The organism is Streptomyces sp. CMB-StM0423 (genome assembly GCF_002847285.1).
Taxonomy (GTDB): domain Bacteria; phylum Actinomycetota; class Actinomycetes; order Streptomycetales; family Streptomycetaceae; genus Streptomyces.
This window is the reverse complement of record NZ_CP025407.1, coordinates 3,499,247-3,521,275: the sequence shown is the minus strand read 5'-3', so window position 1 is coordinate 3,521,275 and position 22,029 is coordinate 3,499,247. Positions and strand designations below refer to the sequence as shown.

Here is a 22,029-nt window from a genome sequence, read left to right as displayed (position 1 = left end):
GCAGCCCTCCCGGGCCAGGCGGCGCGGACGGGGCGTCAGCCCTCCCGGGCGTCGCGGCGGGCCTGCCGGACGCGGCGCAGCCGATTGACCGTCACCGGGTCGTACTCCTGCGCGCGCGGGTCGTCCAGGAGCGCGTTGAGCACCTGGTAGTACCGCGTGGGGGAGAGCCCCAGGCGCTCCCGGATCGCCCGTTCCTTCGCGCCCGGACCCGGCCACGCGCGCTTCTCCAGCGCGAGGACCGCCAAGTCCCGCTCGGTCAGCGTCGGGTCACTCTCAGACATGCCCTGCACGTTACCGCGGGCCGGTAGGGTCCTGGACATGGGCAGCACCTCCGCATCACAGCTCCCCGTTCCGCGTACCGAGGCGGGCCGCGCCGGCCTCGCGGCGCTCCTCGCCGACCCGGAACAGGCCCTCGTCGCCTTCGACTTCGACGGCACCCTCGCGCCGATCGTCCCCGACCCCGACTCCGCGCGGGCCCACCCCGGCGCCGTACCCGCGCTGGCCCGGGTCGCGCCGCGCGTCGGGACCGTCGCCGTGATCACCGGCCGGCCCGCCGCCGTGGCCGTACGGTACGGCGGCTTCGCAGGCGTCGACGGGCTGGCGCACCTGCGCGTCCTCGGCCACTACGGCGACGAGCAGTGGGACGCCGCCACCGGCACCCTGCGCGCCCCGGACCCGCACCCCGGCGTCGCGGCGGTGCAGGCCGAGCTGCCGGGCGTGCTGGAGGCGGCGGGCGCCTGGCGGGGGACGTGGGTCGAGGACAAGGGCCGCGCCGTCGCCGTCCACACCCGCCGCGCCGACCACCCCGCCGAGGCCGCCGACGCGCTGCGCAAGCCGCTGGACGACCTGGCGGCGGCCCACGGCCTCGTGGTCGAGCCCGGCCGCTTCGTCCTCGAACTCCGCCCCCCCGGCATGGACAAGGGCCGCGCCCTCACCGCCCTGACCCGCGAGACCGGCGCCCGCACCGTCCTCTACGCCGGCGACGACCTCGGCGACCTCGCGGCCTACGACGCCGTGGACGCGCTGCGCCCGGAGGGCGTCGCCGGCCTGCTGGTGTGCAGCGCGGCGACGACGGGCGAAGGCGCGGACGCGCTGGCGGACCGCGCCGACCTGACGGTCGACGGACCCCAGGGCGTGGTGGACCTCCTGACGACCCTGGCAACGGCCCTCGGCGAGTAGCCCCCGGCCGTCAGACTCGGAGCCCCGCGCCTTCCGTCTCGGAGCCCCGGGCCCCGCGGACTCCGTAGCCCCGGGGCACCTCGGGCTCCGCAGCGCCGCGCAGCCGGCCGCCGCCAGGCCGCCTGCCGCGTGCCCCCCGCCCCCGCGACGACGCGGCGGGCACGCCGTCCCCTCAGTCCGAGAGCCGGCGCAGGAAGTCCCGTATCAGCCCGGCGCTCTGCGCGAACCGTGTCGTCAGCGGGAAGTGACCGGCGTCCAGCAACTGCACCTGCGCGTCCTTCGCGTCCCGGGCGAAGGCACGCGCACCGTCGGCCCCGAAGATCTCGTCGTGCCGCCCCCAGGCCGCGAGGACCGGCGGCTGGTGCACACGCAGATACTCCTGCCAGTCCGCGTACCGGCCGGGGTTCGTGCCGTAGTCGAGGAAGAGGTCGAGCTGGATCTCCTGGTTGCCCGGCCGGTCCAGCAGGGCCTGGTCGTGCACCTCCAGCGCCGGGTCGACCAGCGAGGTGTCCGGGACGCCGTGGCTGTACTGCCAGTGCGTGGCGTCCGGGGTGAGGAGTGAGCGGAGCGCCTCGCGGTTGGCCGGCGTGGGGTCGGCCCAGTAGGCGCGGAGGGGGGTCCAGAAGGGGGTGAACCCCTCGTCGTAGGCATTGCCGTTCTGGCTGACGATGCCGGTGATGCGCTCGGGGTGGCGCAGGGCGAGGCGGAAGCCGACCGGGGCGCCGTAGTCGTGGACGTAGATCGCGTAGCGCCGGCCGCCTAGCTGGTCGAGCAGCTTGTCGACGACGTCGGCGAGATGGTCGAAGGTGTACGCCCACTCCTCGGCCGGCGGCGCGGAGCTGAGCCCGAAGCCGGGGTAGTCGGGGGCGATCAGGCGGAACTCGTCGGCCAGCTCGGCCATCAGCGGCGCGAAGCCGACGGACGAGGTCGGGAAGCCGTGCAGCAGCACGAGCGTCGGCGCGCCCGGGTCGCCTGCCTCCCGGTAGAAAACGTCGAGGCCGTCGATGCGGGCGGTGCGGTGGCGTACGGTCACGGCGAACTCCAACCATCAAAATGGACTTGAACGGTTACGACGGGAAAAACCTAACCCGCTCCCGTCAACCTGTCAACTCGACTTCAACGGTTACACTGCTCGTATGGCACGACCGCTGACCGGCGAACCGCTGGCCCTGGACCTGGTGAACACCTGGTGGATCGACGAGGGAAGCCCCGTCGACTTCTTCTACGAGCCCGACGGCGTCAGCCGCTGGCTGGGTGAACACGGCCTGTCCGATCCCGCGGCCGACGCCCCCGGCCCCGCCGCCGTGCGCGAGCCGCTGACCACCGCCCGCGCCGCCCTGCGCGCCGCCCTCGACGGCGACGAGCAGCCGCTCGACGAGATACTGGCCCACGGCGCCCGCCGCCCCCTGCTCCGCGCCGGCCGGGCCACCTCGGAGATCGTCGTGGACGACCCCGCGTGGCTGCCGGCCTGGGTCGCCGCGGCCGATCTGGTCCGGCTGTACGAGGAGCACCCGGAGCGGGTCCGCGGCTGTGCGAACCCCGAGTGCGTGCTGTGGTTCTACGACATCAGCAAGAACGGCCGCCGCCGCTGGTGCTCGATGGAGGGGTGCGGCAACCGCGCCAAGGCGGCCCGCTTCCAGGAGCGCCACCGCCGCTGAGGGCGCCGCCGCCCGTACCGCGGGCCGCTGAGGGTGGCGCGGCCCGTACCGTCGGCTACGCCCGCAGCGCGTCCAACTGCGCGAGGAACCACGCCTGCGGCGGCAGCGCCGTGGCCGCCGCCGCCAGCCGCTTCGTCCGCCGGGCGCGCTCGTCGCGCGGCATCGTCAGCGCCGCGTGCAGCGCGTCCGCGGTGGCCTCCACGTCGTACGGGTGCACCACGAGCGCGTCCTCGGCGAGGTCCGCGTACGCGCCCGCCTCCCGGGACAGCACCAGCGCGCAGCCGTCGTCCGAGACCACCGGGATCTCCTTCGCGACCAGGTTCATCCCGTCCCGCAGCGGATTGACGAGCGCCACGTCCGCCAGCCGGTACGCGGCGAGCGAGCGGGCGAAGTCGTCCTCGACGTGCAGCACGACGGGCTGCCAGCCGTCCGTCCCGTACGCCTCGTTGATCTCGGCGGCGAGGCGGCGCACCTCGGCGGTGTAGTCCCGGTACACGGCCAGGTCCTGCCGCGACGGATACGCGAACGCCAGCTTCACCACCCGCCCGCGCCACTCCGGCCGCGCTTCCAGCAGCCGCCGGTACGCGAGCAGTCCGCGGACGATGTTCTTCGACAATTCAGTCCGGTCCACCCGCGCGACGACCTCGCGGTCCGCGCCGCCGATCTGCTCGCGCAGGGCCGCCATCCGCTCGGCGACGTCCGGCCGCCGCGACCGCTCGCGCAGGAATTCGGCGTCGGCGCCGAGGGCGTGCACGTCGACCCAGGTCGTCCGCTCCCCCCGCGCCTCCTCCCCGGCCCACGTGACATCCGCTTCGCCGCCCAGCACGTCGCGGCAGCAGCCGGCGAACGCCTCGGCCCACCGGCGGGTGTGGAAGCCGACGCGGTCGGCGCCGAGCAGCCCGCGGAGGAGGGCGGCGGCGATGTCGTCGGGGAGGAGCCGGAAGTACTCGGGCGGTGCCCAGGGGGTGTGGGTGAAGTGCGAGATGCGCAGGTCGGGGCGGCGCTCGCGGAGCATGCCGGGGACGAGGCACAGGTGGTAGTCCTGTACGAGCACCGCCGCGCCCTCGGCGGCACCGTCGGCGAGGGCGTCGGCGAAGGCGCGGTTGTACGTCTCGTACGCGGCCCATTGGCGGCGGAACCCGGCGTCGAAGACGGGGGCGACGGGGATGTCGTAGAGCATGTGGTGGACGAACCACAGGACGGAGTTCGCGACGCCGTTGTACGCGTCGTGGAAGACGTCCGGGTCGATGCCGAGCATCCGCACCCCAGGCTCGGCCACCCCCCGCCGCACGGCCTCCCGGTCCCCGTCACCCAGCGCGGCACACACCCACAGCGCCCCGGCCTCGGGCCCCACGGCACTGAGCCCGGAGACGAGCCCGCCGCCGCCGCGCTTGGCGACGAGTTCCCCGTCGTCGCCGACGGCGTACGAGACGGGCCCGCGGTTGGACGCGACGAGCAGGGGAGCACCGGGCGACACGACCATGCGCCGAGCCTAGCCACGGCAGACCCCGCCGAAACGCAACCGGGGCGGTGTGGCCGATACCGGTGGGGGCACGTGGGCCGGTGAGGCGAGGGGGCTGAGGACGATCGAGGGCCCCGGGCAGGGGCCCGGGGCTGGGGAATGCAGTCGGCCGGGGGGAGAGAGGGGCTCGCGGAGGTCTCGGGGGATGCGGCCCCAAGGAGGCTCGGACGGAGCCCGGCCGGGTCTCGGGAGAAGCCCCGTGACCGTCCGGGGCGCAGCCCCGCCGGGGGGTCTGGAGGCAGAGCTCCGTCCGGTCCGGGGCGCAGCCCGCTGGGGTCCGGGGGCAGAGCCCCGCTGGGGTCCGGGGCGGAGCCCCGTGGGGGTTCGGGGGCGGAGCCTCCGGCGGGGTCTCGGGGCGCAGCCCCGAGTTTCGGGAAGGGGCGGGTACGGGGATCACCCCACCCCGCCACCGCCCGGCCAGGGCTACGCCGCTCGGCGTTCCACATACTCGGGGACCTCCCCCATCGGCGGCCGCTCCTCCGTGTCCACCCCGTACGTCCGCGGCTCGAACGCCCCGTCCGCCCCCCGGTCGAACTGCGTCAGCCGCGGCCGCACCAGGTGCCCCCGCGCCAGCCGCAACTGCGCCGTGCGGTAGATCGCCGCCGCCATGCGCCCCAGCGCGCGGTCGTCCTGGTGCCGGTGCCGCCGGACGCCGACGTCGACCTGCGCCAGCGCGCCCAGCCCCACCGTGTGCAGCGCGTCGACGAGCAGGCCCAGCTCCACCCCGTACCCGACCGGGAACGGCAGCCGCTCCAGCAGCGACCGCCGCGCCGCGTACTCCCCGCCCAGCGGCTGGACGAAGCCGGCCAGCAGCGGCCAGTGCAGGTTCAGCAGCGGCCGGGCCACCAGCTCGGTCACCCGCCCGCCCTGTCCGTTCGCCCCCGTGCCCAGCGGCCTGTCGTACACCGCCTTCACGAATTCCACGTCAGGATCCGTGAGCAGCGGCCCCACGATCCCGCTCACGAACGCCGTGTCGAAGTCCCGCAGGTCCGCGTCCACGAAGCACACGATCTCGCCGCGCGTCACCAGCAGCGACCGCCACAGCACCTCGCCCTTGCCCGGCACCGCAGGCAGCCGCGGCAGCACCTCGTCGCGGTGCACGACCCGCGCGCCGGCCGCCGCGGCGACCTCCGCCGTACGGTCCGTGGAGCCGGAGTCCATCACGACCAGCTCGTCCACCAGCCCGCCGTCGCCGGGAGCCATCAGCTCCGCGCGGATCGCCGCGACGATCGCCCCGACCGTGGCCTCCTCGTCGAGCGCGGGCAGCACCACGCTCACCGTCCCGCGTGCCCCGAGCGCCCGCTTGGCCGCCAGCAGCCGCGCGGGCGGCCGGTCCGCCGCGGACCAGGACCGCGTCTTCAGCCACTGCTCCACGTCATCGAGCACCTGCGGGCCTCCCCTTGCCGGGTGTCCTGTCCGGTGTGAGAGCCGTCTCGCGTATCGGACGGCCCTCACAACTGTCCTGGTCGTCGGTTACAGTCTTGAACAACGTGCGTGACGTCCCTATGTCGGGGTCCGCGCGCCGGACAAAAGCGCCGGACGGCCCCGCCGGACCTGCGCCATGCAGAGCTCATCCAGAGGGGCAGAGGGAACGGCCCGTTGAAGCCCCGGCAACCCTCCGTCCGGTACTCGCGACGCTGCGAGGCCCCGGACGGTGATGGTGCCAATTCCGTCCTGCGGCGAGATGCGTCGCGGGGAAGATGAGGAGAGAGGGCCTCGCCAGTATGGCTGTAGACACAGCTCCCACCCCCACCGCCGTCGACGGCGCCCCGGATCTGGGCCCCGCCGTCGCGCTGTCGTGCCGGGAGTGCGGGGAGCGGGTGCCGCTGGGTCCGGTGTTCGCGTGCCAGTCGTGTTTCGGGCCGCTGGAGGCGGCGTACGAACTCCCCCCCGGTGACGCCGAGTCCGCCGCCCGGCTGCGGGCCCGTATCGAGGCGGGGCCGCGGAGCATCTGGCGGTACGCGCCGCTGCTGCCGGTCCCCGCGGACGTGGCGGACAAGCCGAACCTGAACCCGGGGTTCACCCGGCTGCACCGCGCCGACCGGCTCGCCGCCGAGCTGGGCGTGACGGGCGCGCTGCACGTCAAGGACGACTCGGGCAACCCGACGCACTCCTTCAAGGACCGCGTCGTCGCCATCGCCGTCGAGGCGGCGCGCGCCTTCGGCTTCACCACGCTGTCGTGTTCGTCCACGGGCAATCTGGCGGGCGCGGTCGGCGCGGCCGCGGCGCGGGCGGGGCTGCGTTCGTGCGTGTTCATCCCGTACGACCTGGAGCACGCGAAGGTCGTCATGGCCGCGGTCTACGGCGGTGACGTCGTCGGCATCGAGGGCACGTACGACGACGTGAACCGCTTCTGCTCGGAGCTGATCGGCGATCCGATCGGCGAGGGCTGGGGGTTCACGAACGTCAATCTGCGCCCGTACTACGCGGAGGGCTCCAAGACCCTCGCGTACGAGATCTGCGAGCAGCTCGGCTGGCGGCTCCCGGACAACATCGTCATCCCCGTCGCCTCCGGCTCCCAGCTCACGAAGATCGACAAGGGGCTGAAGGAGCTGATCGCGACGGGGCTGGTCGAGGAGCGCCCGTACAAGATCTTCGGCGCCCAGGCGACGGGCTGCTCCCCGGTCTCGCGGGCCTACAAGGACGGTCACGACGTGGTACGTCCCGTGCGGCCCGACACGATCGCCAAGTCCCTCGCCATCGGCAACCCGGCCGACGGTCCGTACGTGCTGGACATCGCCCGCCGCACCGGCGGCGCGGTGGAGGACGTGACGGACGCCGAGGTCGTGGACGCGGTGAAGCTGCTGGCCCGTACCGAGGGCGTGTTCGCGGAGACCGCGGGCGGCGTGACCTTCGGCGTGCTGGCGAAGCTCGTCGCGGACGGCCGGATCGACCCGGCAGAGACCACCGTCGCGATCAACACCGGCGACGGTCTGAAGACCCTCGACGCGGTCGCTCCCACCACGGGGCCGAGCGCGATCATTCGTCCCACACTCGACTCCTTCCGAGAGGCCGGCCTCGCATCATGAGCGTGAACGTCCGAATTCCGACCATCCTCCGTACGTATACCGACGGGCGGGCAGAGGTGAGCGCCGAGGGCGCGACGCTGGCCGAGGTGATCGAAGACCTGGAGAAGAACCACCGGGGCATCGCCGGCCGGGTGCTGGACGATCAAGGCAAGCTGCGCCGCTTCGTGAACGTCTACGTGAACGATGACGACGTCCGCTTCGCCGATGGCCTGCAGACTCCCACTCCGGAGGGGGCCGGGATCTCGATCATTCCGGCGGTCGCCGGAGGCTGCTGAACCCCTCTTGCGTGTGTGCGGCCCCACCGATCCGGAGTGGGGCCGTTCGCATGTCCGGACACGCGATAGGGTTGGGACGTTCCCCCCTCGTGGCCCATGTTCCACGCATATGAGAACGCGACAAGTTCCCCGCAAATGCGGAGAGTTAATTGTCGTGATGGTGAGTTATGCCCTGCCCGAGTTGTCGGGGAATGGCGGAAATTGATCGGAAAAATACCGATCGGGTGTCCGCAGAATTCTCGTCCGATTGACCTGTTGCACTGGGCATCTGTGCGGATACATTCAGCCGCGGTCGACGCGTTCCGGCGCACGCCCCGGCGTGTATCCGGGGGTGAGGTCTGACCCGGGTCCGCGGAGTGCGGTCCTGTGTAAGGGCCGGCAATAGGGGAGTTTGGAATGGCTCAGGGCACCGTCAAGTGGTTCAACGCGGAGAAGGGGTACGGCTTCATCGCGGTCGACGGTGGTGCGGATGTCTTCGTCCACTACAGCGCGATTCAGATGGACGGATACCGCACCCTCGAGGAAGGCCAGCGGGTCGAGTTCGAGATCTCGCAGGGCCAGAAGGGGCCGCAGGCAGACATGGTCCGCGTCAGCGGCTGAGCGCCGGGCATCGACCACGGACGACTCGCGACGGCCCGCATCCTCCGGGGTGCGGGCCCTCTGCTGTCCGCGCCCCGTGTCCGTACCCCTCTGTCCGCGCCCCCTGCCCGCGCCTCTCTGTCCATGCCTCCTTCCGCCGCCTGTTGTGCGGTGCCGCGGTCCGGTTCCGCTCTGCGCATGAGAAGCCCCTACCCGCTTGCACTCGCAGGGGGCGAGTGCTAATCATTGGCGTTAGCACTCTCCCCGTGAGAGTGACAGCACGGGACCGGTTCGGTGAGGTCCGTACGCCGGGTGGGAGGGAACCACGCGGGTCGCGGACCGTCCGTCGCGGGCGCCAGCGCGGTCCGGACACAGACGACCCCCCTGTCCGGGAGGACTCAACACAATGGCCAAGACCATCGCGTTCGACGAGGAGGCGCGGCGCGGCCTCGAGCGCGGCATGAACCAGCTCGCCGACGCCGTCCGCGTCACCCTCGGCCCCAAGGGCCGGAACGTCGTCCTCGAGAAGAAGTGGGGCGCCCCCACGATCACGAACGACGGTGTCTCCATCGCCAAGGAGATCGAGCTCGAGGACCCGTACGAGAAGATCGGCGCCGAGCTGGTCAAGGAGGTCGCGAAGAAGACGGACGACGTCGCCGGTGACGGCACGACGACCGCGACCGTCCTGGCCCAGGCCCTGGTCAAGGAGGGCCTGCGCAACGTGGCCGCCGGCGCCAACCCGATGGCGCTGAAGCGCGGCATCGAGAAGGCCACCGAGGCCGTCTCCGCCGCCCTGCTGGAGCAGGCCAAGGACGTGGAGACCAAGGAGCAGATCGCCTCCACCGCCTCCATCTCCGCCGGCGACACCCAGATCGGCGAGCTGATCGCCGAGGCCATGGACAAGGTCGGCAAGGAAGGCGTCATCACCGTCGAGGAGTCGCAGACCTTCGGGCTTGAGCTGGAGCTCACCGAGGGCATGCGCTTCGACAAGGGCTACATCTCCGCCTACTTCGCCACCGACATGGAGCGCATGGAGGCGGAGCTCGAGGACCCGTACATCCTCATCGCCAACTCCAAGATCAGCGCGGTCAAGGACCTGCTGCCGCTCCTGGAGAAGGTCATGCAGTCCGGCAAGCCGCTGCTGATCATCGCCGAGGACGTCGAGGGCGAGGCCCTGTCCACCCTCGTGGTGAACAAGATCCGCGGCACCTTCAAGTCCGTCGCCGTCAAGGCCCCGGGCTTCGGCGACCGCCGCAAGGCCATGCTCGGCGACATCGCCATCCTCACCGGCGGCCAGGTCATCTCCGAGGAGGTCGGCCTCAAGCTGGAGAGCGCCACGCTCGACCTGCTGGGCCGCGCCCGCAAGGTCGTCATCACCAAGGACGAGACCACCATCGTCGACGGCTCCGGCGACAGCGAGCAGGTCCAGGGCCGGGTCAACCAGATCCGGGCCGAGATCGACGCCAGCGACTCCGACTACGACCGCGAGAAGCTGCAGGAGCGGCTCGCCAAGCTGGCCGGCGGCGTGGCCGTCATCAAGGCCGGCGCCGCGACCGAGGTCGAGCTGAAGGAGCGCAAGCACCGCATCGAGGACGCCGTGCGCAACGCGAAGGCGGCCGTCGAGGAGGGCATCGTCGCCGGCGGCGGCGTCGCCCTGCTGCAGGCCGGCCACGTCTTCGAGAAGCTGGAGCTCCAGGGCGACGAGGCCACCGGCGCGTCCGCCGTGAAGCTGGCCCTGGAGGCCCCGCTGAAGCAGATCGCGGTCAACGCCGGCCTTGAGGGCGGCGTCGTGGTGGAGAAGGTGCGCAACCTGACCGCCGGTCACGGGCTCAACGCCGCCAGCGGCGAGTACGTCGACATGATCGCCGAGGGCATCCTCGACCCGGCCAAGGTGACCCGCTCCGCGCTGCAGAACGCGGCGTCGATCGCGGGTCTGTTCCTCACCACCGAGGCCGTCGTCGCCGACAAGCCGGAGAAGGAGAAGGCCGCGGCCGGGGGCGGTATGCCCGGCGGCGACATGGACTTCTGATCCGGGATCGCGAAGTCCGTACGTCCGCCGCGGCTGCGGCCGGCCGGCGGACGGACTGACGAACCGAGGGCGGTACCCCGCAGGGGGTGCCGCCCTCGGGCGCGTTGGCACGCAGCGGGAGCAGCGGCGGCGGCCGCGTCTGCGGCGTCGGGGAAGGGGCGGCCTGGCACCCCCAGGCGGCGCCGGCTGGGGGTGCCCTCCGGTCAACGACCCCCTGCCGGCACCGCCGGGTTCAGCTCACGTCGGTCGCGGACTTCAGGGCGACGCGCAGGTGACCGTGTGAGGCGTCGAGCAATCGCTCCGCCGTGCTGCCGTCCACGCCGCCGAGGATGGCGAGGATCGCGTTCTTCACCTCGCCGTGGGTCTCGGCGAGGGCGGCCTCCACCTCCTCGTCGCCCGCGCCCGTCGCCAGCGCGACGATGCGCCGCGAACGGGCCCGCAGCTTCTCGTTGGAGGCCCGCACGTCGACCATCAGGTTCCCGTACGTCTTGCCGAGACGGATCATCGTGATCGTCGACAGCATGTTGAGCACGAGCTTCTGCGCCGTGCCCGCCTTCAGCCGCGTCGACCCCGCGATCAGCTCGGGGCCCACGACGACCTCGATGCCGTGCTGCGCGGCCGCGCCGAGCGGCGAACCGGCGTTGCAGGACAGCCCGATGGTCAGCGCCCCCCGGCCGCGCGCGTACGTCACGCCGCCGACGGCGTACGGCGTGCGGCCGGAGGCGGAGATGCCGACGACCGCGTCGTCGGGCCCCAGGTCCGCCGCCGCCAGGTCGGCCGCGGCCAGCTCCTCGCTGTCCTCCGCGCCCTCCGTGGAAGTGCGCAGCGCCACGTCCCCGCCGGCGATCATGCCGACGACCTGCGACGGGTCGGTGTTGAAGGTCGGCGGGCACTCGCTGGCGTCCAGCACCCCGAGCCGGCCCGCGGTGCCGGCGCCCAGGTAGAACAGCCGGCCGCCGCGGGCCATGCGCTCGGCGATGTCGTCGATGGCGGCGGCGATCTGGGGCAGTTGCGTGGCGACAGCGCCCGGGACCCCGCTGTCCTCCTCGTTCATGATTCCGGCGATCTCCAGGCTGGAGAGACGGTCGATCTCTGCCAGCTCGGGACGGAACGCCTCGGTGGTCAGGTTTTCCAGCTCCCGGCGGATGTCTGCTGAGGGAGAGGGCATGTCGGAGCGGCTCTTTCCATACGGTGCGTGGCGCGCGGTGGGCGGTGCGCGCACGCGGAGGTGGGTCGGTCACGGCGGCTTGCGTGGTGCGGTCGCCGGCGGTCGGACTGCCGCCACGGGCGTCCGGCGCGCGGAGCACGCCAGGCCACCGGGCGGCGCCGGTGCCGGCGTCGTACGGCGGTGCGGTCGGGCACCGGCCCCCGGACGCCCGCGGGGACGTCCTGGGGCAGGCCGGTGCGGAGCCCGGCGCCCGGGGTGGTGCGGGGTGGAACGTGACCGCGGGCGGGTGAGGCCCGCGAGTGGTGCGTGAGCGGTATGAGGCGCATGAGCGGTAGCCGTGGTGTGAGGGGTGCGTGCTGTACGTACGGCGCATACGGCACGTGCTGCACGAGCGGTGCTTGGCGCGGGAGCGGTATTCGGTGTGGGGCGTGCGTGGCGCGTGGGCGGTGCGTGGTGCGGATGGCGCGGTGGACGCTTCCGGCGTGCGGGGCGGGGCCCGTACACCCGACGTATCCGACAGATCCGACTCGTCCGCGACCTCCGGGGCGGCCGGTGCCGTGGGCGGGGTCCGCGCCTGCACGGAGGGCGGGTCGCCGGTGCATCGGCCGTCGTCGGGTGTCGCCGGGCGGCGTCAGGACCGCGGGCGGAGCGGGCTGTGCCGGTGGGCCAGCGCCTCGTACGAGGCGGCGAGCGCCGGAGCGGCCCGCTCGTACGTCCGCTGGGCCACGCCTATGAACAGGCAGTCCACGACCAGCAGTTGGCCCGTCCGGCTGGACATGGCCGCCGGCCGCAGCTCGCTCTCGCGACCCGTGGACGTGGTGAGTATGTGATCGGCGTACGACGCGACGGGGCCGTCCGGGCGGCCGGTGATCGCCACCGTCGTCGCCCCGTGGTCGAACGCGACCCGCAGCGGCTCTATGACGTCGACCGTGCGGCCCGAGTGCGTGATCGCGATGGCCACGTCGCCCGCGCGCAGTTGGACGGCGTTGGTCACGGCCAGATGCGGGTCGGGCGAGGCGTGCGCGACGACGCCGATCCGCAGCAGTTTCTGGACCAGGTCCTGGCCCACGAGGTTGGAGGCACCGATGCCGTACACATCGATGCGCCGGGCCGTGGCCATGGCGGCGATCGCCGCTTCCAACTGCACGGGGTCGAGCCCGGCCGCGGTGTCCGCGAGGGCCTGCTGCTCGTCCCGCGCGAGCTTGGCGATGACGTCGGCCATCGAATCGTCCACCGCTATGTCCGCGGTGACCGACGGCGCCCGCCCGGCTTCCTGCTGCGCGGCGGCGGCGGCGAGGGCCAGCCGGAGATCGCGATACCCGGGATAGCCGAGCAGCCGCGCCGTCCGCACGACGGTGGCCTCCGACGTGCCGGTGCGCTCCGCGAGGCCGGTGACGGTGAGCGCGGCGCAGCCGGCCGGGTCCCCGGCGACGGCCTCGGCGACGCGCTGCATGGAGCGCGTCATGGACGGCGCGACCGTGCGCACCTTGGCCGCGAGGGCGGCGGGCGCGGGCGGTGCGGGTCCGGTCGGGGTATCAGGAGTGAAAGTTTCCTTCACGCTGTAGCTCACACACGAAAGATATTTTCGCGACGGAGGGCGAGTCAACCCCCCGCGTCGGCCCTGTGGAAAACCCCGGCCGGGCCGCGGTCCGGGCCGCGGACCGGCGGCGGACCGGCCGCGCGGGTGCCGGTTGCGGGAGAATGGATGTATGGAGCACCAAGGGCTGGAGCAGGCGCTACACCGCGCCCGGGCGCTGATCCTCGCCGACCTCAGCGCCGCCGACGTGGCCGGACCGGACGTGGTCACCTTCGTCGAGGACGCGGTGGTCCACCGCCGCTGGTGGGTGGAGCAGTGGCCCGAGGGTGTGGCGTACCTCGACGGCCTCGTGGCCCAGGACGTCCAGGACGCGCTGCTGGAGAAGTACGGCAGATGGCCCCTGTGCCCCGTCTGCGAGGACGTCGACTCCGCGGGCCCGCACGCGCTGGACATCGAGCCGGAGTTGGGCCCGGACCCGCGGTGGGTGTGCGGCAGGACCGGCGCGGAGGTGGCCCGGGTGGGCAGCCTGGGGGGAGGCGGCGCCGGATGACGATCTACGTGGACCCGCCGACGTGGCCGGGTCACGGGCGGATGTGGTCGCACCTGGTGAGCGACGAGTCGTACGAGGAACTGCACGCGTTCGCGGAGTCGATGGGCGTACCGCGGAAGGCGTTCGACGGGGACCACTACGACATCCCGTCGACGCGGTATGTGGACGCGGTGAGCCGGGGGGCGGTGGAGGTGGGCTCGAAGGAACTGCTGCGGAGACTGGTGGAGGGGGGCTTGCGGAGGCGGGGGAGGAGAACGGGGACGGGGTGAGGGCATCCCCCGCGATCGCAGGAATGTTCCCCGGTCGCCCCGGCGTTTCACCCTTCATGTCCCCGACCGCTCCCCAGGCCGGAGCCCGCCTCCCCGTCGCCGTGTATGTCCTCGGCGTCGCCGTCTTCGCCCTCGGGACGTCGGAGTTCATGCTCTCCGGGCTGCTCCCCGAGATAGCCGACGACCTCGACGTCTCCATACCCCGTGCCGGGCTCCTCATCTCCGCCTTCGCCGTCGGCATGGTCGTAGGAGCCCCCACCCTCGCCGCCGCCACCCTCCGTCTTCCCCGCCGTACCACCCTCGTCGGGCTGCTCATCGTCTTCGGGGCCGGACACATCGTGGGGGCCGTCTCCACCTCCTACGGTGTCCTCTTCGCCACCCGCATCGTCAGTGCCCTCGCCTGTGCCGGGTTCTGGGCCGTCGGTGCCGCCGTCGCCATCGCAACCGTTCCCACCGGCGCCCGTGCGCGGGCGATGGCGATCATGGTCGGCGGGCTCAGCATCGCGAACGTCGCAGGCGTGCCCGGTGGGGCGCTGCTCGGGCAGCACTTCGGCTGGCGGTCCGCGTTCTGGGCGGTGACACTGATGACCGCCGTCGCCCTCGTCGGCGTGGTGGCGCTCGTACCAGGCGGCCGGCCAGACGATGCCGAGCCGCGGAGCCTCCGCCAGGAGTTGCGCATCTACCGCGACGGCCAGGTGTGGCTCGCCATGGCCACGATCGCGCTCTTCGCAGGCGCAACGTTCTCCTTCTTCTCCTACCTCGCTCCCCTCCTCACCGACGTCGCCGGCCTCGGCGACGGCTGGGTGCCGACCGTGCTCGCGCTCTTCGGCGCCGGGGCGTTCCTCGGCACGCTCGTCGGCGGGCGGATGGCGGACAGGTACCGCTTCGGCACCATGTACGTCGGACTGTCCGCGACCGCCGCGGTGCTGGTGGCGTGCGCGCTTCTGGCCGAGTACCCGGTCGCGATCGTGACCCTGTCGATCCTCCTCGGCGCCACGGCCTTCACCACCGCGCCCGCTCTCAACGCCCGCATCTTCGACGTCGCCGGAGACGCGCAGGGCCTCGCCGGCGCGACGGCTACCTCCTCGTTCAACATCGGCAACACCGTCGGCCCGTGGCTCGGCGGCCTCGTCATCAGCGCCGGCCTCGGGTACGCCGCCACCGCCTGGACCGGCGCCGTACTGGCGGTGGGCGCGGTGGCGATGACGGTGGTGGCCGGGCGCTCGGCGGCGCGGCGTACGAAGCTGGTGGCGTGCGGTGATCTGGCGGCGGAAGGCGCGGTGAAGGCGACCGGGTAGCCGGGACGCGCCGCGGCTGTCACTCCCGTGTGGTTCTCTCTGTAGAGGGACCGGGGGAGGGGTGCACATGATCGCGGAGACGGCGGCGTTACGGCTCGGGACGATGGTCGCGAACGCCGCGGGGAAGCTGTGGCTCGGCGGCAGGCAGCGCGAGCAGGAGCGGCAGTTGCCGATGGAGGAGCTGGTACGCGTACGGGTGCCGGGCGTACGCCTCCAGCGCGAGGTCACCCAGCAGTTCGAGCAGATCACCAACGCGGTGTACGACCGCCTCGACCCGTACCTGACCCACGCCTTCGACCGCCTGGACCCCGGCGGCCGCCAGGCCGTCATCGACGCCGTCGCCGACACCTTCGCCCGCGCGGATCTTTCCGACGACGCCCTTCTCGCCGCCGACGCCCAGCCCGCCGAGCTGGTCCGCCGCATCACCGCCTCCGTGCGCCCGCCCACCGGCCTCGGCGAGACGGAGACGCGGCTGTACGAGACGCTGTTCGCCGAGTGCATCGCCTACTACGTACGCATCGTGCGCAGCCTCCCCGTCTTCGAGGAGCGCGCCGCCGCCGAACTGCTGGCACGTACGTCCACGCTGGGCGCCGAGGTCGCGCGGATCCTGGAACGCCTGCCGGACCGCTCGCTGTTCGCACCGGACGGCTCGGACCTGGACACCGGCTTCCGGCGCACGTACCTGGAGCTGGTCAGCCGGGAGCTCGACGAGGTGGAGCTGTTCCGCGGCACGTCCGACCAGGCGGCCCCGCAGCGCGTCCGGCCATGCTCTGCGCGATGCACCTCAACAGAGGACGTCATCTGCCGCGCGACAGGATGGAGCTGTACCGCAACGCGCTGCACACCCTTGTCCACGACCGGGATGCCGATCGGCAGGTACCGAGTGCGGCGGACAGCAAGTTCAGCCTCGGGGACAAGCTCGTCATCCTGCGGGACCTGGCGTGGCGGCTGTCGGACAACAACAGAAGCGAGATCGACGCGGACCGGGCCGCCGGATAGGTCACCGCGAAGCTGAACGGGATGCGGCACCTGGATGTGCTGGACGGCGCCCAGGTGCTGGGTCAGCTCCGGCAGCGTTCCGGCATCCTCCGGTCGCCCGCGGAGGACCGCGTCGACTTCGTCCACCGATGCCGTACCCCGGACGGCACCCCCGTCACCGCCCTGGACATCCCGGGATTGCACGTTCAGGTCGTCTGACGCTCTCCGCGCCCCCTACCCGCCCAGCAGCTCCAGCTCCGTCCCGACGTTGTGCCGTGCCGCCGCCTCCCAGCGGGCGTACCCCGTCTCCGTACGGAACAGCCGGGGCAACCCCAGCAGTTGGCGTAGCACCGCCGCCCGGCCCTCCCGGAACGCGTCGGCCGGGACGAAGCCGTACTCCTCCCGGACCGCCGCCGCATACGCCGCGTACGCCGTCGGCGTGCCCGCCAGCACGGCGAGGTCCGCGTCGCACAGCACCTCGCCGTTGCGGTCCCCGGCCTGCGGGTCGTGGGTCACCGTGAGCCGTACGAGCCGCGCCACCTCCGCCACGCGCTCGGCCTCAACTCCCGCCTCGGACAGGGCGACTTGCGCGAGTCGCGCACTGCGCTCCTCGTTCTCGCTGCGCTCCGGCCGGTAGACCGCGTCGTGGAACCAGGCCGCCAGGCGTACGGCGTCGGGGTCGTCGGCGTGGGCGGCCAGCTCGTCGATGCGGTCCAGGACCGCCGCCAGATGCGCCGCGGTGTGGTAGCGCCGCTGGGGCTCACCCCACCGTTCCAGCAGGTTCATCCCGTACGGTACGGGGTCGGGGGCTGCGGCGCCGGAGCGGCAGCGGGTGAGCAGGGCCGTCCAGCGGTCGAGGAGGGCCGGGTCTGCGGGCTCGGGCGCCGATGTTGCGGGCTGGTTATCTCTGGGGGCGGGCATGGTCACCATTCTGCGTGATATGGCAGGCTGTGCTTCATGTCTAGACCAATGCTGCTTGAGGTCATCGCCCTGAACGCCGCCGACGCCGCCGCCGCCGAGGCGGGCGGCGCCGACCGTCTGGAGTTGGTCACGGACATGGCCGCCGACGGGCTCACCCCGTCGCGCGAGACCGTCGCCGCCGTGCGGGCCGCGGTGGAGATCCCCGTACGCGTCATGCTCCGCGCCGAGGACGGGTTCGCGGCGGGGGACGTGGAGGCGCTGGCGGTACGGGCGCGGGCGCTGCGGGCGGAGGGGGCGGAGGAGTTCGTCCTCGGGTTCCTGGACGAGGCGGGCGGGCCGGATCTGGCGACGGTCGGGCGGCTGCTGGAGGCGGTGGGGGACGGGTGCCGGTGGACGTTCCACCGGGCGATCGACCGGGCGGCGGACCGGGACACGCTGCGCAAGCAGCTCGCGGGGCTGCCGGGGCTGGACACGTACCTGACGGCGGGCTCGGCGAAGGGCGTCGCGGACGGCCTGGCGGTGCTGGTCGCCGAGGCCGCCCGGGCGACCGCCTGCCAGCCCGGCTACGAGGCCCGCATCATGGCCGGCGGCGGCCTCACCACATCCCACGTCCCCCGCCTCCGCGCGGCGGGCCTGGACGCGTTCCACGTCGGCGGCGCGGTCCGTCCGGAGGGCTGGTCGGGCCCGGTGTCGCCGCAGTCGGTGGCGGAGTGGCGGACGCTGCTGGACACGTAGGCGCTCCGCGGGGGCGGCGGGTCCGAGGGCGCGGGCCGGTGGCGGAGGCGGCCTGCGTGGCGGGGCCGGGGCCGAGGGCGGGGGGACAGTTGCGGGGCGAGCCGGGCGCTGTGGGCGGTGCGCCTGTACGTACGCCGCAGGGCGTGCTCCGGTGGCGGGCTGCTTGTCACAGGGGCGGCCTACCCTAGGGCGGGGGTTGCGGGGAGAGGGTTCTGCGTCCCCCGCCGCCGCAGGCAATGCCCCGCCGCCGCGGCCTACGCCCCCTCCGCCCCCGGTCCCGACGTCGATTCCCTCACCTGTAGCGCCGTCCGCAGCACCACCGTCTGCAGCGGCCGCTCCGTCCCCGCGATCCGCTCCTGCAGCAGCCCCGCCGCCGTCCACCCCAGGTCGTACGACGGCAACTGCACCGTCGACAGCGGCGGGCGGACCAGTGACGCCCACGGGACGTCGCCGAACGACAGTACCCCCGTCCGCGGCGGCTCCGTGCCCGCCTCCCTGAGTGCCTGCAGCGCGCCCACCGTCATCAGGTTGTTCGCCACGAACACCGCGTCCGGCGGCGACGGCAGCGCCAGCAGGTCCCGCATCGCCGCCCGGCCGCCCTCGACCCGGAAGTCGGCGTGGCGCACGTACTCCGGCAGCAGCGTGCCCCCGTCCGTCTCCCGCAGGTGGTCGCGCATCACCGCGCGGTAGCCCGCCAGCCGGTCGTCGGACGTGGACGCGCCCTCCGGGCCCGCGATGCACGCGATCCGGCGATAGCCGCTGCGCAGCAGGTGCGCGGTGGCCTCCTCGCCGCCGTGCTGGTTGTCGACCATCACCGCGTCCACGGACGCGCCCCGCGGCCGCCGGTCCACCGCGACCACCGGCATCCCGCGGCCCTCCAGCACGGACAGGTCCGTCCGGTTCCGCGACGCCGCGGCCACGATCACGCCCGCCATCTGCTCGGCCGCCGCGATCTCCAGATAGCGCCGCTCCTTGTCCACGTCCTCGTCGGTGTTGCACAGCACCACCGACAGGTTCGTCTGCTGCGCCGCGTCCTCCACGCCGCGTGCGAGCGACGTGAAGAAGGGGTTCTCGATGTCCGGGATGATCAGCCCGATGACGCTCGCCCGCTGCATCCGCAGCGACCGCGCCACGCGGTTCGGCGAGAAGCCCAGCTCCGCCGCGGTCTTGCGGACGCGCTCCGCGCGTTCGGCGGTGACCCGGCCTCCGTTGAAGACCCGGGAGACAGTGGCCGGCGAGACCCCCGCGGCGCGCGCCACATCGTTGATGGTCGTCACTTCTCCGCTACCTGAACCTCTCACGCAGGCGCGGGAGTCGGCCGCGCGTCCGGTGCCCTGCCGCCCATTCTCCGCCAGTCCGGGGCCCGGCCGGGCCGCGTCGGGGCATCGGATGCGCGCATCCGGCGGTCCCGCGATGCGGCCCGCGGCGCGGCCCCGGCATCCGGTCGGGTACGTGGACGGGTCGGCGCGGACGGTGTTTTCCGCGGTCTCGTACGGACCTCTTGACACCGTCTTGCGTGAACTCTACGTTCGCGTGAAATGGATTTCAAGGGATTTCCGGTGGGGTCGCCTCACGTCACCGGGGCCCGCTCAGTTGCTGCGCGCGCACTTGGGATGACCCTTCGCCACCCCCGTACGAAAACGATTTCACAACGGAGCGTCCATGAGCACCACGTTCGGCCTGGATGACCTCGCCCGTACGACCCCCGCCGTCACCCGCTCGATCAGCGCCGAGAACCCCACCGGCGCCAAGGGCGCCGGCGGCGCCGCCACCGAGGGCACCGGCGCCCGGGCCGCGAGTCGGCTCGGCCAGGGGTGGAAGGTCTCCCCGAGCATCGACATCGCCCCCGGCGAGACCGCCGTGCTCGCCGAGATCGACGGGCCGGGCACCATACGCCACCTCTGGTGCACCACCGCCCCGCACGCCGCCTGGCGGCAGACCCTGCTGCGCGTCTACTGGGACGACGAGGAGACCCCCGCTGTCGAAGTGCCCCTCGGCGACTTCTTCTGCAACGGCTGGAGCGTCTTCAGCCAGGTCTCCTCGGTGCCCGTCACCGTCGCCCCCAACGGCGGCTTCAACGCGTACTGGCCCATGCCCTTCCGCCGCCGCGCCCGCGTCACGCTGGAGAACCTCGCCCCCGAGCAGATGACGCTCTACTACCAGATCGACTACGAGCTGGCCGGCGTCCCCGCCGACGCCTCCTACCTCCACGCCCAGTGGCGCCGCAGCAACCCCGTCGACGAGTCCGGCATCCACACCCTCCTCGACGGCGTCACCGGCGCCGGCCAGTACGTCGGCACGTACCTCGCCTGGGGCACCAACAGCCCCGGCTGGTGGGGCGAGGGCGAGCTGAAGTTCTACCTCGACGGCGACGAGGACTGGCCCACCATCTGCGGCACCGGCACCGAGGACTACTTCGGCGGCGCCTGGAACTTCGACGTCAAGCCCCACGGCTACACCGCGTACACCACGCCCTATCTGGGCCTGAACCAGATCCTCCGGCCGGACGGCCTCTACGCCAGCCAGCAGCGGTTCGGGATGTACCGCTGGCACGTCCTGGACCCCGTCCGCTTCCAGGAGGACCTCCGCGTGACCGTGCAGTGCCTCGGTATCGGCGCGGGACAGGGCAACGGCCTCAGGCACCGCTACCGCAAGAACCGCGACGACATCGCCTCGACCTCCCTGTTCTACCTCGACGCGCCGTCGAGCGCAGCCCTCCCGGCCACCCCCGGACTGCTCGACCTGGAAGTCGACGCCCCCGACTGAGCCCGTACGAGCCCCCGCGCTCGCGACTCCAGCACCCACCCGACAGACAGGGGCACGACATGCTCCACCACGGCAACGGCGCCGTACCCGCCCGGGGCGCCCCCGCGCCCCGCCGCGCCCCCGGCGCCCCCTCCCGCCGCCGCTTCCTCGGCGGCACCGCGGGCGCGGCCGCCACCGCCGCGACGGCCGCCGCGACCCCGCTGCTCAGCGGTTGCGGCGGGTCCGCGAGCGCCGGCGGCGGCACGCTGAAGTTCTGGCACTTCTACGACCCGAAGGCGTCCGACCCCGCGGCGGTCGCCCAGTCGAAGTGGTTCGACCGGCTCATCAAGGACTGGAACGACACCCACGACGTCAAGATCGAGCCGTACTTCGTCCCCGGCGTCAGCTACCAGGGTTCGAAGATGGTCACCGCCTTCGCCTCCGGCGCGGGACCCGACATCTTCCTGCTCAGCCCCGGCGACTTCACCCGCTACTACAACGGCGGCATCCTCGCCGACCTCACCCCGCACCTCGACGACGGCGTGGTCGAGGACTACGGCACGAGCCTCACCAGCCGCACCGTCGACGGCAAGGTCTACGCCCTGCCCATGGAGGTCGAGCCGCTGGCGATCTTCTACAACGTCCCCGTCTGGGAGAAGGCCGGCCTCTCCGAGGCCGACATCCCGACCACCTGGGACCAACTCCTCGACACCGGCGACAAGATCCGCGGCAAGACCGGCGCCGCCGGCCTCGTCTTCCACACCGACCCCGGCTACTACCAGAACTTCACCTGGTACTGCTGGATGTGGCAGGGCGGCGGCGAGGTCGTCGACAAGGCGGGCAACATCGCCTTCGACTCCAAGGGCGCCCGCCAGGCCCTCGCGCTCTGGCAGGACGCCGTCGAAGCCGGCATCGCGCCCCGTACGCTCCCCGCCGCCGACGACCGCATCACCGCCTTCACCTCCGACCTCGCCGGCATGTGGCAGATCGGCATCTGGGAGGTCCAGGCGTTCAAGGCGGGCGCCCCCGACCACGAGTACGGGGTCTTCAAGCTGCCCGTACCGCCCGGTGGCGAGTACACCACCACCCTCGGCGGCTGGTCGTTCTGCGCCAGCACCCAGGGCGCCAACCCCGACGCCGCCGCCGAGTTCTGCGGCTGGGCCCTCGGCCGGATGTCGGACGAGTCCATCGACCGCACCGTCGAGTGGTGTACGGGCGTGAAGTCCGACATCTCCCCGCGCACCTCCGCCCTGGAGCGCGGCGCGGAGCGCGGCGGCTACGACTCCTGGGCGATGAAGAAGTTCAAGGAGGACGTCTTCCCCGGCGGCCGGGCCGAGCCCCGCTACCCGCCGATCGTCTACAAGGCGATCTCCGACGCCATCCAGGCCACCATGCTCGCCGGCAAGGGCGTGGACGGCGAGGCCGACCGGGCGGCCCAGACCATCGACGCCTTCATGAAGAGCTACCAGGGGGCGAGCCTCATTTGACGTCCTCCCCCTCGCGAACGAGGAGGATTCCAACCCGAAACCCCAGCTCCACGCGGAGAGGAGGAGATCG

22 protein-coding genes and 1 riboswitch are annotated in these 22,029 nt (G+C 72.8%); of the genes, 14 read left to right on the top strand and 8 right to left on the bottom strand.

Going from position 1 to position 22,029, the window contains the following annotated elements:
• Positions 1–35: 35 nt before the first annotated feature.
• Positions 36–281 (bottom strand): DUF3263 domain-containing protein, encoded by a 246-nt coding sequence (locus CXR04_RS15135; RefSeq protein WP_101422716.1) that lies wholly within the window; start codon positions 279–281, stop codon positions 36–38.
• Positions 282–318: 37 nt separating this feature from the next.
• Between CXR04_RS15135 and otsB the strand changes: the two genes are divergently transcribed.
• Positions 319–1,179: a trehalose-phosphatase gene (gene otsB / locus CXR04_RS15130; RefSeq protein WP_101422714.1), complete on the top strand. Its 861-nt coding sequence runs from the start codon at positions 319–321 to the stop codon at positions 1,177–1,179.
• 172 nt (positions 1,180–1,351) lie between these two features.
• Here the strand turns inward: otsB and CXR04_RS15125 are convergent, their stop codons facing one another.
• The gene (locus CXR04_RS15125; RefSeq protein WP_101422712.1) at positions 1,352–2,212 is read right to left on the bottom strand and encodes an alpha/beta fold hydrolase; all 861 of its coding nucleotides are present in this window, start codon (positions 2,210–2,212) and stop codon (positions 1,352–1,354) included.
• Positions 2,213–2,315: 103 nt separating this feature from the next.
• On the opposite strand from CXR04_RS15125, the gene CXR04_RS15120 reads away from it, so the two are divergent.
• Positions 2,316–2,837: a CGNR zinc finger domain-containing protein gene (locus tag CXR04_RS15120; RefSeq protein ID WP_101422711.1), complete on the top strand. Its 522-nt coding sequence runs from the start codon at positions 2,316–2,318 to the stop codon at positions 2,835–2,837.
• A gap of 55 nt (positions 2,838–2,892) precedes the next feature.
• Here CXR04_RS15120 and CXR04_RS15115 read toward each other — a convergent pair whose 3' ends face one another.
• Entirely contained in the window at positions 2,893–4,320 is a 1,428-nt protein-coding gene (locus tag CXR04_RS15115; protein ID WP_101422710.1) for an alpha,alpha-trehalose-phosphate synthase (UDP-forming), read from the bottom strand.
• A 462-nt stretch (positions 4,321–4,782) separates the two neighbouring features.
• A complete protein-coding gene (locus CXR04_RS15110) occupies positions 4,783–5,745 on the bottom strand; it encodes a glucosyl-3-phosphoglycerate synthase (protein ID WP_101422709.1) in 963 nt (320 codons plus the stop codon).
• A gap of 181 nt (positions 5,746–5,926) precedes the next feature.
• Positions 5,927–6,066, top strand: a riboswitch (SAM riboswitch).
• 17 nt (positions 6,067–6,083) lie between these two features.
• Here CXR04_RS15110 and thrC point away from each other — a divergent pair.
• The 4 genes from thrC (at position 6,084) to groL (ending at position 10,271) form a co-directional block, all read left to right on the top strand.
• The gene (gene thrC, locus CXR04_RS15105) at positions 6,084–7,388 is read left to right on the top strand and encodes a threonine synthase (RefSeq protein WP_199850463.1); all 1,305 of its coding nucleotides are present in this window, start codon (positions 6,084–6,086) and stop codon (positions 7,386–7,388) included.
• Positions 7,385–7,663 carry a MoaD/ThiS family protein gene (locus CXR04_RS15100; protein ID WP_047017340.1) on the top strand — a complete coding sequence of 93 codons (279 nt, stop codon included), beginning with the start codon at positions 7,385–7,387 and terminating at the stop codon, positions 7,661–7,663. The genes thrC and CXR04_RS15100 overlap by 4 nt, the downstream gene beginning before the upstream one ends.
• A 396-nt stretch (positions 7,664–8,059) precedes the next feature.
• On the top strand, positions 8,060–8,263 hold the full coding sequence (locus CXR04_RS15095; RefSeq protein ID WP_018839739.1) for a cold-shock protein: 204 nt from the start codon (positions 8,060–8,062) through the stop codon (positions 8,261–8,263).
• A 385-nt stretch (positions 8,264–8,648) separates the two neighbouring features.
• Positions 8,649–10,271 carry a chaperonin GroEL gene (gene groL / locus CXR04_RS15090; protein ID WP_101422708.1) on the top strand — a complete coding sequence of 541 codons (1,623 nt, stop codon included), beginning with the start codon at positions 8,649–8,651 and terminating at the stop codon, positions 10,269–10,271.
• 232 nt (positions 10,272–10,503) lie between these two features.
• Here groL and murQ read toward each other — a convergent pair whose 3' ends face one another.
• Both murQ and CXR04_RS15080 read right to left on the bottom strand, forming a co-directional pair.
• The gene (gene murQ, locus CXR04_RS15085; protein WP_101422706.1) at positions 10,504–11,439 is read right to left on the bottom strand and encodes an N-acetylmuramic acid 6-phosphate etherase; all 936 of its coding nucleotides are present in this window, start codon (positions 11,437–11,439) and stop codon (positions 10,504–10,506) included.
• Between the two features lie 631 nt (positions 11,440–12,070).
• Positions 12,071–13,009: a MurR/RpiR family transcriptional regulator gene (locus tag CXR04_RS15080; RefSeq protein WP_018839736.1), complete on the bottom strand. Its 939-nt coding sequence runs from the start codon at positions 13,007–13,009 to the stop codon at positions 12,071–12,073.
• Positions 13,010–13,148: 139 nt separating this feature from the next.
• On the opposite strand from CXR04_RS15080, the gene CXR04_RS15075 reads away from it, so the two are divergent.
• The 5 genes from CXR04_RS15075 (at position 13,149) to CXR04_RS35885 (ending at position 16,290) form a co-directional block, all read left to right on the top strand.
• Positions 13,149–13,526 (top strand): hypothetical protein, encoded by a 378-nt coding sequence (locus CXR04_RS15075; RefSeq protein ID WP_101422703.1) that lies wholly within the window; start codon positions 13,149–13,151, stop codon positions 13,524–13,526.
• On the top strand, positions 13,523–13,795 hold the full coding sequence (locus CXR04_RS15070) for a DUF4031 domain-containing protein (RefSeq protein WP_101422701.1): 273 nt from the start codon (positions 13,523–13,525) through the stop codon (positions 13,793–13,795). Before CXR04_RS15075 ends, CXR04_RS15070 begins: the two co-directional genes overlap by 4 nt.
• 56 nt (positions 13,796–13,851) lie before the next feature.
• Positions 13,852–15,093 carry a Cmx/CmrA family chloramphenicol efflux MFS transporter gene (locus CXR04_RS15065; protein ID WP_101422699.1) on the top strand — a complete coding sequence of 414 codons (1,242 nt, stop codon included), beginning with the start codon at positions 13,852–13,854 and terminating at the stop codon, positions 15,091–15,093.
• A gap of 67 nt (positions 15,094–15,160) precedes the next feature.
• A complete protein-coding gene (locus CXR04_RS15060; RefSeq protein ID WP_234380233.1) occupies positions 15,161–16,108 on the top strand; it encodes an NACHT N-terminal Helical domain 1-containing protein in 948 nt (315 codons plus the stop codon).
• A 5-nt stretch (positions 16,109–16,113) separates the two neighbouring features.
• Positions 16,114–16,290 carry a hypothetical protein gene (locus CXR04_RS35885; protein WP_234380232.1) on the top strand — a complete coding sequence of 59 codons (177 nt, stop codon included), beginning with the start codon at positions 16,114–16,116 and terminating at the stop codon, positions 16,288–16,290.
• A gap of 15 nt (positions 16,291–16,305) precedes the next feature.
• Here the strand turns inward: CXR04_RS35885 and CXR04_RS15055 are convergent, their stop codons facing one another.
• The gene (locus tag CXR04_RS15055; RefSeq protein ID WP_101422697.1) at positions 16,306–17,001 is read right to left on the bottom strand and encodes an HD domain-containing protein; all 696 of its coding nucleotides are present in this window, start codon (positions 16,999–17,001) and stop codon (positions 16,306–16,308) included.
• A gap of 27 nt (positions 17,002–17,028) precedes the next feature.
• On the opposite strand from CXR04_RS15055, the gene CXR04_RS15050 reads away from it, so the two are divergent.
• The gene (locus CXR04_RS15050) at positions 17,029–17,727 is read left to right on the top strand and encodes a copper homeostasis protein CutC (RefSeq protein WP_234380231.1); all 699 of its coding nucleotides are present in this window, start codon (positions 17,029–17,031) and stop codon (positions 17,725–17,727) included.
• A gap of 254 nt (positions 17,728–17,981) precedes the next feature.
• On the opposite strand, the gene CXR04_RS15045 is transcribed toward CXR04_RS15050, so the two are convergent.
• Complete coding sequence (locus CXR04_RS15045; protein WP_101422693.1) at positions 17,982–19,004, bottom strand: LacI family DNA-binding transcriptional regulator; 1,023 nt, start codon at positions 19,002–19,004, stop codon at positions 17,982–17,984.
• Positions 19,005–19,389: 385 nt separating this feature from the next.
• On the opposite strand from CXR04_RS15045, the gene CXR04_RS15040 reads away from it, so the two are divergent.
• Together CXR04_RS15040 and CXR04_RS15035 are read left to right on the top strand one after the other, a co-directional pair.
• On the top strand, positions 19,390–20,493 hold the full coding sequence (locus CXR04_RS15040; protein ID WP_101422691.1) for a glycoside hydrolase family 172 protein: 1,104 nt from the start codon (positions 19,390–19,392) through the stop codon (positions 20,491–20,493).
• A gap of 59 nt (positions 20,494–20,552) precedes the next feature.
• Complete coding sequence (locus CXR04_RS15035; protein WP_101422689.1) at positions 20,553–21,959, top strand: ABC transporter substrate-binding protein; 1,407 nt, start codon at positions 20,553–20,555, stop codon at positions 21,957–21,959.
• Positions 21,960–22,029 lie beyond the last annotated feature (70 nt).

Bases quoted from the DNA above. Each gene is read 5' to 3' on its own strand.
- CXR04_RS15135 (WP_101422716.1), bottom strand. From the start codon at position 281: ATGTCTGAGAGTGACCCGACGCTGACCGAGCGGGACTTGGCGGTCCTC.
- otsB (WP_101422714.1), top strand. From the start codon at position 319: ATGGGCAGCACCTCCGCATCACAGCTCCCCGTTCCGCGTACCGAGGCG.
- CXR04_RS15120 (WP_101422711.1), top strand. From the start codon at position 2,316: ATGGCACGACCGCTGACCGGCGAACCGCTGGCCCTGGACCTGGTGAAC.
- CXR04_RS15115 (WP_101422710.1), bottom strand. From the start codon at position 4,320: ATGGTCGTGTCGCCCGGTGCTCCCCTGCTCGTCGCGTCCAACCGCGGG.
- thrC (WP_199850463.1), top strand. From the start codon at position 6,084: ATGGCTGTAGACACAGCTCCCACCCCCACCGCCGTCGACGGCGCCCCG.
- CXR04_RS15100 (WP_047017340.1), top strand. From the start codon at position 7,385: ATGAGCGTGAACGTCCGAATTCCGACCATCCTCCGTACGTATACCGAC.
- CXR04_RS15095 (WP_018839739.1), top strand. From the start codon at position 8,060: ATGGCTCAGGGCACCGTCAAGTGGTTCAACGCGGAGAAGGGGTACGGC.
- groL (WP_101422708.1), top strand. From the start codon at position 8,649: ATGGCCAAGACCATCGCGTTCGACGAGGAGGCGCGGCGCGGCCTCGAG.
- murQ (WP_101422706.1), bottom strand. From the start codon at position 11,439: ATGCCCTCTCCCTCAGCAGACATCCGCCGGGAGCTGGAAAACCTGACC.
- CXR04_RS15075 (WP_101422703.1), top strand. From the start codon at position 13,149: ATGGAGCACCAAGGGCTGGAGCAGGCGCTACACCGCGCCCGGGCGCTG.
- CXR04_RS15070 (WP_101422701.1), top strand. From the start codon at position 13,523: ATGACGATCTACGTGGACCCGCCGACGTGGCCGGGTCACGGGCGGATG.
- CXR04_RS15065 (WP_101422699.1), top strand. From the start codon at position 13,852: ATGTCCCCGACCGCTCCCCAGGCCGGAGCCCGCCTCCCCGTCGCCGTG.
- CXR04_RS15060 (WP_234380233.1), top strand. From the start codon at position 15,161: ATGATCGCGGAGACGGCGGCGTTACGGCTCGGGACGATGGTCGCGAAC.
- CXR04_RS35885 (WP_234380232.1), top strand. From the start codon at position 16,114: ATGCGGCACCTGGATGTGCTGGACGGCGCCCAGGTGCTGGGTCAGCTC.
- CXR04_RS15055 (WP_101422697.1), bottom strand. From the start codon at position 17,001: ATGGTGACCATGCCCGCCCCCAGAGATAACCAGCCCGCAACATCGGCG.
- CXR04_RS15050 (WP_234380231.1), top strand. From the start codon at position 17,029: ATGTCTAGACCAATGCTGCTTGAGGTCATCGCCCTGAACGCCGCCGAC.
- CXR04_RS15040 (WP_101422691.1), top strand. From the start codon at position 19,390: ATGAGCACCACGTTCGGCCTGGATGACCTCGCCCGTACGACCCCCGCC.
- CXR04_RS15035 (WP_101422689.1), top strand. From the start codon at position 20,553: ATGCTCCACCACGGCAACGGCGCCGTACCCGCCCGGGGCGCCCCCGCG.